Annotated in this window: 12 protein-coding genes and 1 pseudogene; 6 read left to right on the top strand and 7 right to left on the bottom strand. The window is 61.6% G+C overall.

Going from position 1 to position 15,307, the window contains the following annotated elements; all coding sequences use genetic code 11:
* Window positions 1–23 precede the first annotated feature (23 nt).
* From F3J17_RS16490 to F3J17_RS16465, 6 genes are all read left to right on the top strand, one after another.
* Window positions 24–374 carry an EamA family transporter gene (locus F3J17_RS16490; RefSeq protein ID WP_167060599.1) on the top strand — a complete coding sequence of 117 codons (351 nt, stop codon included), beginning with the start codon at window positions 24–26 and terminating at the stop codon, window positions 372–374.
* 17 nt (window positions 375–391) lie between these two features.
* Window positions 392–1,810, top strand: coding sequence for a DUF2142 domain-containing protein (locus tag F3J17_RS16485; protein ID WP_167060596.1), 1,419 nt, complete (start codon window positions 392–394; stop codon window positions 1,808–1,810).
* A 216-nt stretch (window positions 1,811–2,026) separates the two neighbouring features.
* A complete protein-coding gene (locus tag F3J17_RS16480; RefSeq protein WP_167060593.1) occupies window positions 2,027–2,869 on the top strand; it encodes a glycosyltransferase in 843 nt (280 codons plus the stop codon).
* Window positions 2,866–3,825, top strand: coding sequence for an SDR family oxidoreductase (locus tag F3J17_RS16475; RefSeq protein WP_167060590.1), 960 nt, complete (start codon window positions 2,866–2,868; stop codon window positions 3,823–3,825). The genes F3J17_RS16480 and F3J17_RS16475 overlap by 4 nt, the downstream gene beginning before the upstream one ends.
* Window positions 3,826–3,849: 24 nt before the next feature.
* Entirely contained in the window at window positions 3,850–4,890 is a 1,041-nt protein-coding gene (locus F3J17_RS16470) for a glycosyltransferase family 4 protein (protein ID WP_167060587.1), read from the top strand.
* On the top strand, window positions 4,877–6,760 hold the full coding sequence (locus F3J17_RS16465; protein ID WP_167060583.1) for a nucleoside-diphosphate sugar epimerase/dehydratase: 1,884 nt from the start codon (window positions 4,877–4,879) through the stop codon (window positions 6,758–6,760). The genes F3J17_RS16470 and F3J17_RS16465 overlap by 14 nt, the downstream gene beginning before the upstream one ends.
* A gap of 67 nt (window positions 6,761–6,827) precedes the next feature.
* Here F3J17_RS16465 and galE read toward each other — a convergent pair whose 3' ends face one another.
* The 7 genes and pseudogenes from galE to F3J17_RS16430 all read right to left on the bottom strand — a co-directional run.
* Window positions 6,828–7,850 carry a UDP-glucose 4-epimerase GalE gene (gene galE, locus F3J17_RS16460; RefSeq protein ID WP_167061164.1) on the bottom strand — a complete coding sequence of 341 codons (1,023 nt, stop codon included), beginning with the start codon at window positions 7,848–7,850 and terminating at the stop codon, window positions 6,828–6,830.
* A gap of 37 nt (window positions 7,851–7,887) precedes the next feature.
* The gene (locus F3J17_RS16455) at window positions 7,888–9,033 is read right to left on the bottom strand and encodes a glycosyltransferase family 4 protein (protein ID WP_167060580.1); all 1,146 of its coding nucleotides are present in this window, start codon (window positions 9,031–9,033) and stop codon (window positions 7,888–7,890) included.
* A gap of 166 nt (window positions 9,034–9,199) precedes the next feature.
* The gene (gene cysC / locus F3J17_RS16450; protein ID WP_205194824.1) at window positions 9,200–9,787 is read right to left on the bottom strand and encodes an adenylyl-sulfate kinase; all 588 of its coding nucleotides are present in this window, start codon (window positions 9,785–9,787) and stop codon (window positions 9,200–9,202) included.
* Window positions 9,788–10,133: 346 nt separating this feature from the next.
* The gene (locus F3J17_RS16445; RefSeq protein ID WP_167060575.1) at window positions 10,134–11,561 is read right to left on the bottom strand and encodes a mannose-1-phosphate guanylyltransferase/mannose-6-phosphate isomerase; all 1,428 of its coding nucleotides are present in this window, start codon (window positions 11,559–11,561) and stop codon (window positions 10,134–10,136) included.
* Window positions 11,562–11,762: 201 nt separating this feature from the next.
* Window positions 11,763–13,769, bottom strand: coding sequence for a capsular biosynthesis protein (locus F3J17_RS16440; protein WP_167060572.1), 2,007 nt, complete (start codon window positions 13,767–13,769; stop codon window positions 11,763–11,765).
* 13 nt (window positions 13,770–13,782) lie between these two features.
* Complete coding sequence (locus F3J17_RS16435) at window positions 13,783–14,934, bottom strand: glycosyltransferase family 1 protein (protein ID WP_167060569.1); 1,152 nt, start codon at window positions 14,932–14,934, stop codon at window positions 13,783–13,785.
* 74 nt (window positions 14,935–15,008) lie between these two features.
* A pseudogene (locus F3J17_RS16430) lies at window positions 15,009–15,307 on the bottom strand (SIS domain-containing protein); the annotation flags it as partial.

The raw sequence follows: 15,307 nt of genomic DNA, 5'->3' as shown, positions 1-15,307 counted from the left end.
GATTTTCCTGGAGTCACTGACGTATGACCCCTATTCAGATTGCCTGGGCGCTCGGCTGCGTTTTCATCATTTCGAGCGGCCAGTTGCTGTTCAAGAAGGCTGGTATCGAAATTCAGGCAGCCGGGACGTGGTTCTCCCCGCGCGCGCTCGTGATGCTCTTTTGTGCGCTGGCGATCTACGGCATCGCGACCTTGTTGTGGATCAATCTGCTGCGTTTCGTCAGCCTGAACAAGGCCTATTTGTTCATGGCGCTGTGCTTTATCCTCGTGCCCATCGCGAGCCACTTCTTTTTCCGGGAAGCGATTACGCGTGGTTATGTGGTGGGCGCCGCGCTCATCATTTCGGGTCTGGTTGTGGCGACGCGCTTCGGTTGAACTTCTCAGGGTAGTGCATGCAATTCTACGAATGGCTTGGCTCGTTCAGGCAAGGGCACCGTCTTGCCTGGCTCTACGTAGGTTACGCCCTGACGACCGGGCTATTTCTCGTGCTGGCGACGCCGCCATTCCAGACGCCCGATTCAGTCAATCACTTCTTTCGCGCCGTTCAGATTTCTGAAGGCCACCTCCTGAGCGAGCGTGCGGGGAATACCTCCGGTGGTCCGATGGACGCGAGTCTGGTCGATTTCTCGGACATGTTTCACCCGCTGGCCGGGCATCAGGACGTCAAAATGAATGCGCAACTGCAGGCGCAATCGGACGGGCGTCAGTGGGGCGGCGAGCGGCGCGTCGTCGAATTCCCCGGCACCGCGATTTACCCCGCTTACGCCTATTTGCCTCAGGCCATCACGGTAGCGTTTGCACGCGCAGCGCATGTGTCGGTGTCGTCGACCTACCGCTTGACCTGTATCGTCGATCTGCTGGTCAGCGTCGCGCTTACCGTTGCCGCGCTCCGGCTGGGGCGGCGCACGGCGTTGTGGATATTCGCCGTTGGACTGCTGCCGTCCACGCTCATGCTGTATTCGTCGGTTAGCCAGGAAGTACTGCTGCTGCCCGTCTGTTTCCTGCTGATCGCCGCACTCGATCGCGCATTCGACGACGGCCGGCCGATTGGATATGCGCCGCTGGTGTTGGCCGCGCTGGCTGCCGCCGCGTGTGTGACGGCGCGTCCGCCTTATCTCGGGTTCCTGCTGCTGGGCCTCTGTCCGGCGCTTGCGTGGGCGTCCGGGAATGGGGCTTATGCAGGCACGCGCCGGATCGGCCTGCTGCTTGCAGCCGCGATCGTGTCGATTGCCGTGGTATCGGTCGGCAGCATTTCTGCGTGGGCTCCTGTTCCGCCGCCGCGCTCCGAGTCGGGGCAGATCGCGTTTGTGCTGCATCATCCGTTCGAAATCCCACGCATTGCGGTGGCGACGCTACACCAGAACGCGCGGTTCTATTTCGAGAGCATGATCGGTGTACTCGGGTGGCTCGATACGCATATGCACCGCGACTACTATCGCGTAGCCGGTTTGATGGCCGCGGCGCTTGCCGTAGTGACGCTTCTCGAGCGTCGCGCCGTCACCCGTGTGTTTCGGCGCGTCGACAGGGCGATCGTTGCGATCGTGCTGCTTGTCTGTGTCGCGATGATCTTTGCCGCGCTGTATGTGTCGTGGACACCGGTAGGGCAGCGTATCGTAGAGGGTGTTCAGGGACGCTATTTCCTGCCGCTATTGCCTCTGCTTGCACTCCTGTTGCCTCAGCGTTTGCATTCCGTTGCGCAATCGCGTGTGGTCGCGGTTGCAACTACGGTGTGCCTGACGGTGGTATTGATCTTTCCCCTTTACACCTTCGTTGAAACCGTCGAGGCGATTTTGCGGCGCTTCTACGTTTGATGCGAGCCTGACGCAACTCACGTCGTCGCCAGCCAACCGGACATTCGCTCGCCGATGTCCGAAAGGTATTTGGGGGGCAAATCTTTCCAAGCCTTTCAGTCCATTTGCACAGTAACAAAGCGCAAGTAAAGTTGCGCTCAAACGAACAATTAAGCAAACTTGGTGCCCGATCGCGGGTTTCTTACAGGTATATGCAGGCTCTCCGTGGTTTTGCGAATGATGGATACAGGTGAGCAGGCAATGAGTCCAATCAGGCTTTCCGTTTCTGTCGTGGTCTTTCGGCCCGATCCAGTGCAGCTCACGCGAACATTGGCCACGCTCGCCGATGCCATCGTGCGCATGCGAGACGAGGTGCCTGTATCAGTCGAGGTATTTCTCGTCGACAACGGCGGGTTGCCCGATATGGCGTCTTCCGTGTTGTTACTCGAACGCTGCGGCGCAGGTTTTGAAGTGATTGCGGGGCAGGGCAACGTCGGTTATGGGCGAGGCCACAATCTCGCCATCGAGCGGGCACAGAGCGCTTACCATCTCGTCCTGAATCCCGACATCGATCTCGATGCGCAGGCGCTTGCCAGAGCATGGGCGTTCTTTGCCGCGCATCCCGAAGCCGGGTTGCTGGCACCGCGCATCGGCGACGACGGCGGAGATATTCAGTACCTGTGCCGCCGGTATCCGACGGTCCTCGATCTGTTCGTAAGGGGCTTCCTGCCTGCGCGCCTGCGCAAGCCGTTTGCAACGCGGCTGGCTGCATATGAGATGCGCGACGTGATCAATGAGCGCGATGTCGTCTGGGATCCGCCGATCATCAGCGGTTGTTTCATGTTGTTCCGCACGGATGTCCTCAAGCGACTGAAGGGTTTCGACGCGCGCTACTTCCTCTATTTCGAGGACTACGATCTGAGCCTGCGTGCACATGAAATCGCGCGAGTCGCCTATGTGCCTGCAGTTCGCGTGCTGCATCACGGTGGTGGCGCATCGCGTAAGGGATTTGCGCACATCAGGATGTTCGTTGCGTCTGCGTTCAAGTTTTTTGGGCGCTTTGGCTGGAAATGGCTATGAGCCAGATACTGGTGACGGGCGCGAACGGGTTCGTCGGCGCATCGCTGTGCCGCCTGCTGGCTAATAACGGGCACGATGTGATCGCATTGCAGCGGCGCGAGAGTGAACCTGTCGAAGATGTTACGCCCTGGCTGCATGCGCAGCCCGATTTTGCAGGCATCGATGCGTCGTGGCCGTCCGGCAGACGGCCCGATTGCGTCGTGCATCTGGCGGCCCGCGTGCACGTGATGAACGATGAGGCTCCAGATCCGCTTGCTGCGTTTCGGGCGACCAACGTCGACGGCACATTGCGTCTCGCGCGTGCGGCGCACGACCACGGCGTTGCGCGCTTCGTCTACGTGAGCAGCGTCAAGGCCGTCGCCGAGTCCGATCACGGCGTTCCGCTCGCGGAAGACGCGCCGGCGCGGCCGGAGGACCCCTATGGCGTTTCAAAACATGAAGCGGAAGAAGCGCTGTGGGCGTTCCAGCGCGAGACCGGCATGGAGATTGTCATCGTGCGACCGCCACTGGTCTATGGTCCCGGTGTGGGCGCCAATTTTCTGCGGATGATGCAGGCCGTTGCGAAGGGCTTGCCCTTGCCGCTCGGCGCAGCCCATGCCCGGCGCAGCCTCGTCTATGTTGAGAATCTGGCGCACGCGCTGATGCGTTGTGCGACCGATGTGCGTGCGGCTAATACCTGCTTTCACGTGGCTGACGATGATCCGCCCGACGTTGCGCAACTTCTGCGAGCTTTGGGGCGCCACCTCGGTCGTCCGGCGCGGCTCGTGAGCATACCGATGGGATTACTACGTGCTGTAGGAGTCCTGACAGGACGCCAGTCTGTGGTGGACCGACTGACTAGCGGACTGCAACTGGACGCGTCGCGTATCCAGCGCACGCTCGACTGGCGTCCGCCCTGCACGACGGACGAGGGCCTCGAGGCCACAGTGCGCTGGTTTCGTTCGGCCAATCGATAAACCTGGGATGACTGGACGTTACGCGTGTTCGAATCCGTACCTTCTTCGATAGTGGCGTTGGGCGCCTTTGCCGGCGCACTCGCCCTGTGCGCCGCGATACTCGGCGTGCTGCTCGTGACCGGCCTTGCGTGGCGCCTGGCCACAGACGTTCCGAACGCCCGTTCGCTGCATACGCGACCCACGCCGCGTATTGGCGGATGGGGTGTTGTGCCCGCAGTATTGCTGGCGATTGTCGTGCTAGCGCCGTCGCTGTGGGTTGTGGCGGCGGGCGTGCTATTTCTCGCCGCAGTCTCGCAAGTGGACGATCGCCGCGGGCTGCCCGCGCGCGCGCGCTTCGCTGCACATTTCATCGCGGTGCTGGCGCTGATCGTCGCCTGTCCGGCCGCTTTGCCGTGGTGGTGTCTCGTGGGACTCGCGTTCTTGATGTTGTGGCTCGTGAATCTCTACAATTTCATGGATGGCTCGGACGGGCTGGCGGGCGGCATGGCGTTGTTCGGATTTGGTGGCTATGCGCTGGCGGCATTGTTGGGGCCGCATCCGGTTGCGGCGCTCGGATGGGTGAGCGCGGCGACGGCCGGCGCCGCCGGAGGTTTCCTGCTGTTCAATTTTCATCCGGCCCGAATTTTTCTGGGCGATGCTGGCTCGATCCCCTTTGGTTTTCTCGCGGGCGCGCTGGGCTATTGGGGATGGCAGACAGGCGCGTGGCCAATCTGGTTTCCGGCCCTGATGTTCGCGCCTTTCATCGGTGATGCTTCAGTAACGCTAATCAAACGCCTGTTGCGTGGCGAAAAGTTCTGGCAGGCCCATCGAGAACATTACTATCAGCGTTTGGTGCGCGCCGGTTTCGGCCACGCCGCTACAGCGCTCGCATGGTATCTGGTAATGTTGGTGGGCATGCTGCTTGCTCTATGGGCTCTGGGTTTCACACCCACGCTCCAATGGACAACCGTAGCAGGTTGGGCTGTCGTTCTGGTCTTGATCGGCGCGGTAATTGACGCGCGCTGGCGCAGTTTCCAGTCAAATCTTTCCAGCCAAACTGAGGTTGACGCTGATGCTCCGCAATAAAGCCTCCTGGCTATCATTCAGCGCGTTTCTTTTCGACGTAAGCGCCGTCGCCGCTGCCTGGTTGACCGCCTATCTCCTGCGCTTCAACGCCTCCGTGCCCGACGAGTTCTGGCATGGCGCGCTCAAGACCCTCTTTTGGGTGCTGCCCGTCTACGCAGCCATGTTCCGCGTGTTCGGTCTCTACCGCGGCATGTGGGTCTTCGCGAGCCTGCCGGACCTGATGCGCATCTCCAAGGCCATTATTTCCGCCGCGCTGATCGTGATGGTGGTTTCGGTGATGCTGCAGCCAGCGCCTATCATTCCGCGTTCGGTGTTGATCGTCTCACCGCTTCTGTTGTTCTTCGTAATGGGCGGCTCGCGAGCGCTCTACCGCGCGACGAAGGAGTTCTATCTCTACGGCGGCCTTGTTGCTCAAGGCAAGCCTGTGCTGGTGCTGGGCGCCGGCGGCGCGGGTGCGAGTCTCGCGCGTGAGCTTTCGCGTTCGGCGGAATGGCGGCTCGTCGGCCTGCTCGACGATGATCCCGCAAAGCAGGGCCGCGAAATCTACGGCTACAAGGTGCTGGGCGCCATCGACGAAGTCGAGCATTGGGCGCAAACGTTGCGCTGCGAATTCGCGATTATTGCGATCCCCTCGGCTTCGTCCGAAGTGCAGCGTCGCGTCGCGACGCAATGCGTGCGTGCCGGCGTCAAGGCGCTGATGCTGCCGGCGCTGACCGAACTCACCAAGGGGCAGGGCTTTCTGTCCCAGGTCCGCAATATTGATCTCGAGGACCTGCTGGGTCGAGAGGCTGTCAAGATCGATACGCCGCACGTTGAAGCGCTGTTGAGCAACCGTGTGGTCATGGTGACGGGCGCGGGCGGCTCGATCGGCTCGGAACTGTGCCGCCAGATCCTGCGCTTCGCGCCTGCGCAACTCGTCGCGCTCGACGTGTCCGAGTACGCGATGTACCGGCTCACCGAGGAAATCCACGACCGTTTTCCCGATCTGCCGGTCATTCCCATTGTGGGCGATGCAAAGGACGCCTTGTTGCTGGATCAGGTGATGTCGCGCTACACGCCGCACATCGTTTTCCACGCGGCTGCGTACAAGCACGTACCGCTGATGGAGGAACTCAACGCCTGGCAGGCGATTCGCAATAACGTGCTCGGCACTTACCGGGTGGCGCGCGCGGCGATCAAGCATCAGGTACGCCATTTTGTGCTGATTTCCACCGACAAGGCCGTCAACCCCACCAACGTGATGGGCGCGAGCAAGCGCCTTGCGGAAATGGCGTGTCAGGCGTTGCAGCAGACGAGCGAGCGCACGCAGTTTGAAACCGTGCGCTTCGGCAATGTGCTGGGCAGCGCCGGCAGCGTGATCCCCAAGTTCCAGCAGCAGATTGCCAAGGGCGGGCCGGTCACGGTCACGCATCCGGAGATCACGCGTTTCTTCATGACGATTCCCGAGGCGTCGCAACTCGTGCTGCAGGCCTCAAGCATGGGTCATGGCGGCGAGATTTTTATTCTCGATATGGGCAAACCGGTGAGGATCGTCGATCTTGCACGCGACCTGATACGCCTCTATGGCTTCTCGGAGGAGCAGATTCGAGTCGTCTTCACGGGCCTGCGTCCGGGCGAAAAGCTCTACGAAGAGTTGCTCGCCGACGACGAAACCACCACGCGCACGCCGCATTCAAAGCTGCGCATCGCGCGTGCGCGCGAAGTGCCGAGCAATCTGCTCGATGAATTGCTGCCGTGGCTGATGCAGCATCGTGTGCCGAGCGACGACGAAGTGCGTCGTGATCTGCGGCGCTGGGTTCCGGAATACCAGCCGTCGAGCGCGCCGAAGCTGCAGAGCGTTGGTGGTTCCTCGGTGCGAGCGGTGGGCTGAAGCGAAATAAGAGGGCGGACAGCCCACAAAAAAGCGGCGGATTTGTATCCGCCGCTTTTTTTATTTCTTACTCAAACCCACGCGGATTATTTTCCTGCCAGCGCCAGTGATCGACGCACATGCGCTCGATACCGAACTGCGCCTTCCAGCCGATCAGCTTTTCCGCCGTCGAGGGGTTCGCATAACACTCGGCGATATCGCCGGGGCGGCGCGCCACGATCTCATACGGCACCGGCTTGCCCGAGGCCGCTTCGAACGCCTTCACCACATCAAGCACGCTATAACCGCGACCCGTGCCAAGGTTCACCGTGAAGCCCTCATCGCGCGCCACCAGCGCATCGAGCGCCTTCAAATGCCCTTGCGCCAGATCAACCACGTGAATGTAGTCGCGCACGCCCGTACCGTCCGGCGTCGGGTAATCGCCGCCGAACACGCGCAGCTTCTCCAGTTTGCCCACCGCGACCTGCGCGACGAACGGCATCAGGTTGTTCGGAATACCGGCCGGATCTTCGCCGATCAAGCCACTTTCATGCGCGCCCACCGGGTTGAAATAACGCAGCACGGCAATACGCCACGACGGATCGGAAATGACTACGTCGCGCAGGATCTGCTCGGCGATGAGTTTGGACTGGCCGTACGGGTTGGTCGCGGAAAGCGGGAAAGTTTCGTCGATGGGCGAACGCTCGGGCACGCCATAGACCGTCGCCGACGAGCTGAACACGAACTGCTTCACGCCATGCTGGCGCATCACGTCGAGCACGACGAGCAGGCCGTCGAGGTTGTTACGGTAATACTCGATGGGCTTGGCGACTGACTCGCCCACGGCTTTGAGCGCGGCGAAGTGGATCACGCCCGTGATCTTGTGTGCTTCGAAGATGCGCGTAAGCGCCTGGGCATCGCGCACATCGGCGTGATAGAACGCGACCGGCTTGCCGGTAATACGCTCGACGCGGGCGAGCGACTCCTCGCGGCTGTTGACGAGGTTGTCGACGGCGACCACGTCGTAGCCGCCGTTAAGCAGTTCGACGCAGGTATGCGAGCCGATGAAGCCCGCGCCGCCCGTGACGAGGATCGTGCCTTTGGAGTGAATCGCTGCCATGCTGTATTCCCGTATGCTCTCGATATAGTTAGAAGGTCGATCCGGTGATGCCCCGGATCAAGTCCCGGTAGCGTTGTACCACAACCCGTTCGTCGAATTCTTTCTCGATTTTTTTCCGGCCGCGCGCGGCCATTGCCTCGCGTTCTGAAAGGGACATATCGAGCATTTTTGACAGCGCGGCCGTGAGCGATGCGGCGTCACGCGCTTCGCAGAGCACGCCGTTTTCGCCATCGGCGACGACCTCGCGGCAGCCGGGCACGTCGGTGGCCACGATCGGGCGGCCCATGGCGCTTGCTTCCATCAGCGTGCGTGGCACGCCTTCGCGATAAGAGGGCAGGACCACACAATCGGCATCGGCGATATAGGGCCGCACGTCGGCGGTTTCGCCCAGATAGTCGATCACGCCTTCGCGCTCCCACGCGGCAACTTCTGCGCGCGTGATCGCGCTGGGATTATCCACGCCAACCGGGCCGAGAAGCTTGAAGCGTGCCTGCGGATAGCGTGTGCGCAGTTGGCGCGCGGCTTCAACGTATTCGCCCACGCCCTTGTCCCACAGCAAACGGCCGATCAGCACGAAAGAAAATTCGCTGCGCTCGGGCAGCGGCGCAAAGGCGAAGTCTTCGAGATCCACGCCTTCACCGTGCAGCAGACGCGCGCGTTCGGGATGCGCAAGCAGATTCTCTTCGCGGAAGGCGGTCTCGTCGTCACGATTCAAAAACCAGACTTCGCGCGGGAAGCGAAACGCAAAACGGTAAAGACGCTTGGCAACCTGCGCGGCGCGGCTCTTCTGGATGAAGACGTAGCCCAGCCCCGTCGTGACCGCCACCGACGGCACGCGCGCCAGCCACGCCGCGACGGAGCCGTAGATATTCGGTTTGATCGTGTAGTGGAAGACAACGTCGGGTTTGAGCGCGCGATAGTGCTTGAAGAGCGCGAAGAGCGTGCGCAGATCGTGTAGCGGGTTGGTGCCTTTCGAGGCGACCGGCAGATCGATGCACTCGCAACCCATCTGTTCGAGCGGCTCGAAAGTGCGATCGCGCGGCGCGATGATGCTCACGCGTGCGCCGCTTTGCGTAAGCGCGCGCAAAAGTCCGCGTCGATAGGTGTAAATCGCCCACGCGGTATTGCAGACGAGGGCGATGTGGAGGGCGTTGTCTTTGGCGCGGGAATTCACAGGCGGGATGATCCGGATGCGTGGCAGAGTGCGTGCGATGCGCGCAAACGCGCTGTAAAAAGCGGGTTCGCTGCAGCGTGCAGCATTCTAACCGACGGCGCAGCGCCATCGAGACGCTGACCGGCGCCCACATCCGTCGCGCGTGAATGGCGACGGACGCAGTATTTCAGACGGGGTGGATCGGCAGCTTTTGCAGGATCGCGCCGATGCAGAGTTCTTTGCTCATTTGCGCGGTTTGCACATGAACGTCGTGTTGCACGGGCGGCTCGTAAGCCGAACCGATGCCGGTGAACTGGCGAATCGTGCCCTGGCGGGCTAGCGCGTAGAGACCTTTGACATCGCGCGCTTCCGCCACATCGAGGGGAGCATCGACGAAGACTTCGAAGAATTCGTTTTCAGCGAAGAGCGCGCGAGCGGATTCGCGAGCGGCGCGGATCGGCGAAATGGTCGCGACGATCACCACGAGACCGGCGTTGACCATCAGTCTGGCGACTTCAGCGGCGCGTCGGATATTCTCGCCGCGGTCCGTATCGGAAAAACCGAGATCCTTGTTCAATCCAAGGCGCAGACTGTCACCATCGAGCAGCGCGGTATGCACACCACGCGCGTGCAGACTCTGTTCAAGCAGATTCGCGAGGGTGGATTTGCCCGCGCCGGAAATTCCCGTCAACCACACGACAAACGCGCGCTGCCCCTTGAGGCGTGCACGGTCCGATGGCTGGATGCTCGTCGGGCTTTCAACGACGATCTGCATTGGCTCTCGTTTCATTTGGTCTTTTAGTTTGCGCGTCCCGGCTGCGACTGGGCGCTCGCGCTAACTGATCGTAATTTTGCTGCGCTGGCAGTGATCTCGGATCGATTCGAGTCTGACGGAGCCGGCGCTTATCCGTCTGGCATGGAAGCTTATTCCGGCGAAGATTTTAGAATGCGCTGTAAGGTTTTGGAAATAGTTCGTTAATCATTTCGTTACAGTCGTTTACAACGTGTCCAGCGGAAACGTTTGCCTTAAGGGGGTGTGGTGAGCAATACACAACACGGTTAAACGGGGATGACGGAGATGAAAAAAGGGCGTTCATTTTTTGAACGCCCTTTTGGGGAGATTACGAACCGATGCGGCCGTAGTTGTCTTCGAATCGAACGATGTCGTCTTCACAGAGGTAGGCGCCTGACTGGACTTCGATGAGTTCGAGAGGAATTCGTCCGGGATTCGCGAGTCTGTGCGTCACGCCAAGCGGAATATAAGTCGACTGATTTTCACTGAGCATGATCTGCTGATCGCCATTCGTGACAAGCGCCGTGCCTTTCACGACAATCCAGTGTTCGGCGCGGTGATGGTGCATCTGCAGACTCAACTGCGCGCCGGGATTGACGATGATGCGCTTGACCTGAAAGCGCTCGCCCTGATCGACACCTTCATACGAACCCCAAGGCCGCACCACACGCGGATGCGTGACCGACTCGCTGCGTTTCGCCTTCGTCAGATGCTCGACGACCTTACGCACATCTTGTGTGCTGTTGCGATGGGCCACCAGTACGGCGTCGGCGGTTTCGACGATTACGAGATCGTCGACGCCGATCGCGGCCACCAGGCGGTGTTCAGCTCGCACATAGCTGTTTGCGACATTGTTGAGGAAGACATCGCCCAGTGCGGCATTGCCGGCTTCGTCGGTCTTCGCGAGCTCGGCGAGTGCAGACCACGAGCCGATATCGCTCCAGCCCAGATCGTTGGCGGTAATCACGGCTGCACGGTCGGTCTTTTCCATCACCGCGTAGTCGACCGAAATGCTCGGGCAAGCCGCAAAGGCTGCTTCGTTGAGACGCAGGAAGTCGTGGTCTGCGCGCCCGAGCTTTAGCGATTCCTCCGCCTGTTCAGCGACCTTCGGCTGATAGCGACGCAGCTCCTCCATGAAGGTGGACGCCTTCAACATGAACATTCCGCTGTTCCAGTGATAGCCACCGTCGGCGAGGAAGGTCTGCGCGGTCTGCGCATCCGGCTTTTCAACGAACGCGTCGACGCGCCAGGCCGGCACATCGTAACCGAGTGACTCGCCGCAACGGATGTAGCCGTAGCCGGTATGCGGTTCCGTCGGCTCAATGCCGAATGTGACGAGATACTCATCGCTCGCTACATGCGCCGCGGCTTGCACCGCTTGCGCGAAGGTGGCGTCATTCTGGATCGCGTGATCGGACGGTAAGACGAGCAGAAGGGCATCTGGCGACTTTCCCAGTGCGATCAGCGCGGCTACGGCGATGGCCGGCGCGGTATTGCGGCCGAGCGGTTCGAGCACGATGGCCGCGGGTTTTACGTCGGCTTCGCGCAGCTGTTCCGCGACCAGAAAACGCTGGTCATTGTTCGCGATGATGATCGGCGCGGCCATGCGGTCAATGTCGCGCACGCGCAGTGCGGTTTGCTGAACGAGCGTGCGCTCGCCTGCGAGATTCAAAAACTGCTTGGGATAGCCGCCGCGCGAGAGCGGCCACAGGCGGGTACCGCTTCCGCCGCAAAGAATTACCGGATGAATGGTCATTATCGATTGGATCGCGGAGTGCGGCCGACAAAGTGCCGCCGCGGAACTTCGTTCGTGGTGCGACGGGTGGTGCTGCCGTCAAGGCGTTTCAATGTGACGGACAGCGCGGTTTGGCACACGCCCGGGACTCCCCGTGTCCAGTATCGGACGTGTCGCTCAGCATTCTATCCGAACGATTCGCGCCACAATATACGGCCCGATTTAACCGTTGCGACTTTGCCCAACGCGCCAGGCCAGATGTGCGAGCGCGTTGCGCGTCCAGCGCCACGCTTTGCGCCAGAAACGCAAACGATCGCCCCGGACCGGCCGCAGCGGCCGCGCAGCACCTGGTGCGAGCCGCGCAGCGACGGCTTCCGGCGTCGTGAAAATACCCAGGCGCCAGTCCCAGTAGAGCGGATAGCGCAGGAGCGCACCCGCCGTGAGCATGTCCAGCGTGAGCGTGCGCTCGCGCCAGGGCAGCGGGGCAAGTGCGTCATGCGTCAGCCCCCAGCCAGCGTAGAAGGGCATGCCGTAGGCGTGAACTTCCTTGCCGCGTAACAGCGCGTCGAAACCAGCAAGCGACGAGAGCGTATGAACCTCGTCAGCCGCTTCGATCAGGGAAAGCACATCGGATACCGTATCGACAGCGTCGGCGAGACGATGCGCGTCAATCAGTCCGTTGCGATTGCCCGACATCACATCCGGATGCGGTTTGTAGACGATGAAGGCGTCCGGGCGGCGCGCGCGCACTTCCTTTAGCAGGGCGTCGGCGGTCGAAATGGCGCGGGTGCCGAGGCGGATCGAGGCGTCATCTGCCACCTGGCCCGGCACTAGAACGACACGCTTTCCCACTGGCGCGCGCCACTGCGGACTGCGTCGGCCGAGGTTGTACTTCGTGAGGCCACTGCTTACGATCTGTGCGCGCAGACGCGCCGCGCGCGCTAACTCGGCTTCCGTGAACGATGTTTCATTGAGGAGCACAGAGAGATCGCTAGGGCGGCTCGCGTCGAAGTAAAGCCCGCGAGTATCGATCACCTGGCTGTGCGGCGCGTTCATGTCGGAACCGAGGCCGAGCGAGTGCAGGAAGCCGTCTTCGATGCGGATCTGACGCATGCCGTCGACAAGACCTTCGGCGCTGCGTGCGCCCCAGAGCGCAGCGCATTCGTGCGGTGCGATTCCGGTTGCCGAAGATGCCCAGCGCAGTGTGTGGCCGCCCGCCCCCAGATACGGCGTGGCGAACGGACGCTTCCACCATTGAAAGCGCACCGCGACAACGTCTCCGAGCGCTTCGAAACGCGCCGCGACCCGGCGTTGCAGTTCGAGGCTGTCGAGCAAGGTGTCGAGCGTGCTTGGCGCGTGCATCGTCGGGTCGAGGTAGCGGCCGAAGTGCAGAAACGCTGTGTCGAAAAGCGCGGCGAGCGTTGGGCGCGATTGCCGGGCTGGCTGCGGGTGCTCGTCCTGCGTGAGGCCCCAGCCCGCATACCAGGGCGCGCCAAAGACATGCAGCGGCACGTTCGCCAGCAGGGCGTGCAGACCTTCGGGCGCGGCTAGGGTGTAGACGCGGTCGACTTGATCGATCGTGGCGCAAGCGGTGCTGTCGGCTGAGGTACGGTGAACGCCGGGCGGCAGTGCGCCGATAGTTTCCGAGAGCCAGCGTCCGCGCCCATGAACGCTTGATCGGATCAGCCAGAACTGCGCACGCGGGTGGGCGGTTCGTGCCGATGCCACCATCTGTTCGAATGCCGCGCGTCTTGCGCGTGCACTTTGGCTGTCTTGCGTGCTCGATGAACGTTCGTCGATTAGCAGCACGCGTTCGGCATCGGCCTCGGAGAATTGCGTCTGTATTGGGGCGCGCGGCGTGCGGTGAGCGGGGGCGAGCGCATGCGTGTCGCGAACGCGCGCCATGAGGCGCGCGACATCGGGCGCTGTGCCTGCATGCGAATTACATAGCAATGCATCGTCGATGGCTCGGGCGAACGTGGTCGGCGAACCATCGGCGCCTGGGACGCAAAACCACGCCAGCGGCATGGCTCGGCGTTCCTCGCGCGTCCATAGCGGACCTTGCCAGGCAGCTTCGAAATGCCGCCCCGTCAATCGGGCGAAGGTGAGCGCGATGCGTCCCACGACGCTGTCGCACCAGATGACGCCGGATTGTCCCGCGAGCCAGCCCAGCGTGCGGACACCGCGCTTTAGCGCGATAGCAGACAAGGCCGGCGAAGACGGGGACATCGGGCTGCTCATGCTAGTTCAACGAGGCGAGGAACTGATCCACGGCCGCGAAGTGATCAGCCCAGTTGGGTGCGCTAAAGCGTTGGATACGCACGAATTGCGCCGCACGCGCGCCGCTGTCGGGCGCTGCGTAGGCTTCCACTTTGGCAAGCCAGCCCGGACCGTCGAGCGGGTCGAGATAGTCGGGGATATCGTCAGCGATTTCGCGGAACACGCCCAGATCGCTGGCAATCACCGGCACGCCAAGCGCCAGCGCTTCGACGAGCGGCATGCCGTAGCCTTCGACGAACGACGGGAACAACAAGGCTCGCGCGTTCTGCATCCAGGTGCGCAGATCCTCGTCGGAGCAGCCGTGCAGTTCGATCACGGCGTCCTGCAGATGAGTGCAGCGATCGAGCATGTCGATGGCATTCTCGCATTCCCAGCCGCGACGACCGATCACAACGAGCTTCGGCGCAGCAGCTCCGTGACGCTCGACCAGACGGCGCCAAACCTGGAGTAGAAACCAGTGGTTCTTGCGCGGCTCGATCGTTCCCAGCACAACAAAGTAGGGGTGTGCGATGGGTGCGGGGTGGGGCGTGCGCGTGGTGATCGCCGGTGCTAGACGGGCGACGACGCTGGCGGGCAAGGGCAGGCGAGCTTGTTTCGCTTCGGCGGCGAGAACGTCAAGCGTGTCCTGCGAGTTGGCAATCAGGCCGTTAGCGTGGGCGAGCGCGGTGTGGATGCGTTTGCGGTGCGCGGCGTCCACGCCTGGGCGGCAGAATTCGGCGTGGGTCAGCGGTATGAGGTCGTGGATCATGAAAACCGAGCGCAAGCCGCGTTTTTTCATCGCCTCGTAATAGCGATGAAACTCCATGCCGTTATGGCTGGTGTGAAGGAGAACACCTTTGTTGGTGTCTTGCGGACGAAGATGCTTAATGCAAGCGCGCGCAACGAGTTTGCGAATTGCATAACGTTTGCGAGCACCCGAAATAATCATTTCGAATGCGGTCTGCGAGTCTTTTCGCGATAGAACCGTTGAAAAGCCACGCTCACTCAGGACGGCGTGCGCGTTCTCCCCATACCGCTCGATATAGGCGATGCCAACACGGTCGACGCCGGTGGGAAGCAGGCCGTCGTAAAGGCGCGTCACCAGGCGGGTGACGTCCAGGAGAACTCGTGACACAGAGAGAGTCAATGAATTTATAGTTGTTTGCATCAAGACGCACACTTCGGCATTTCCTGACGCGCGATCTATTACTATTCAACCGTCACGGATTTCGCGAGGTTACGCGGCTTGTCCACATCGGTGCCGCGTGCGCTGGCCGTGTGGTACGCCAGCATCTGCAGCGGCACGACGTGCAGGATCGGCGAGAGCTGGCCATAGTGCTCCGGCATGCGGATCACTTGGATGCCCTCTTCGCTCGTGATGTGCGTATCGGCGTCGGCGAACACGTACAGCTGGCCGCCGCGCGCACGCACTTCCTGCATGTTCGACTTGAGCTTTTCGAGCAGCGCGTCGTTCGGCGCAACCGTCACCACCGGCATGGCTTCCGTCA

The sequence above is a fragment of the Burkholderia sp. Ax-1719 genome (assembly GCF_011753055.1).
In the GTDB taxonomy this organism is placed as follows: Bacteria; Pseudomonadota; Gammaproteobacteria; order Burkholderiales; family Burkholderiaceae; genus Paraburkholderia.
This window is presented reverse-complemented; position numbering and strand designations above follow the sequence as displayed.

Excerpts from the sequence above, each read along its gene's own strand:
- F3J17_RS16480 (WP_167060593.1), top strand. The coding sequence starts at position 2,027 with ATGATGGATACAGGTGAGCAGGCAATGAGTCCAATCAGGCTTTCCGTT.
- F3J17_RS16475 (WP_167060590.1), top strand. The coding sequence starts at position 2,866 with ATGAGCCAGATACTGGTGACGGGCGCGAACGGGTTCGTCGGCGCATCG.
- F3J17_RS16490 (WP_167060599.1), top strand. The coding sequence starts at position 24 with ATGACCCCTATTCAGATTGCCTGGGCGCTCGGCTGCGTTTTCATCATT.
- F3J17_RS16440 (WP_167060572.1), bottom strand. The coding sequence starts at position 13,769 with ATGTCCCCGTCTTCGCCGGCCTTGTCTGCTATCGCGCTAAAGCGCGGT.
- cysC (WP_205194824.1), bottom strand. The coding sequence starts at position 9,787 with ATGCAGATCGTCGTTGAAAGCCCGACGAGCATCCAGCCATCGGACCGT.
- F3J17_RS16465 (WP_167060583.1), top strand. The coding sequence starts at position 4,877 with ATGCTCCGCAATAAAGCCTCCTGGCTATCATTCAGCGCGTTTCTTTTC.
- F3J17_RS16445 (WP_167060575.1), bottom strand. The coding sequence starts at position 11,561 with ATGACCATTCATCCGGTAATTCTTTGCGGCGGAAGCGGTACCCGCCTG.
- F3J17_RS16485 (WP_167060596.1), top strand. The coding sequence starts at position 392 with ATGCAATTCTACGAATGGCTTGGCTCGTTCAGGCAAGGGCACCGTCTT.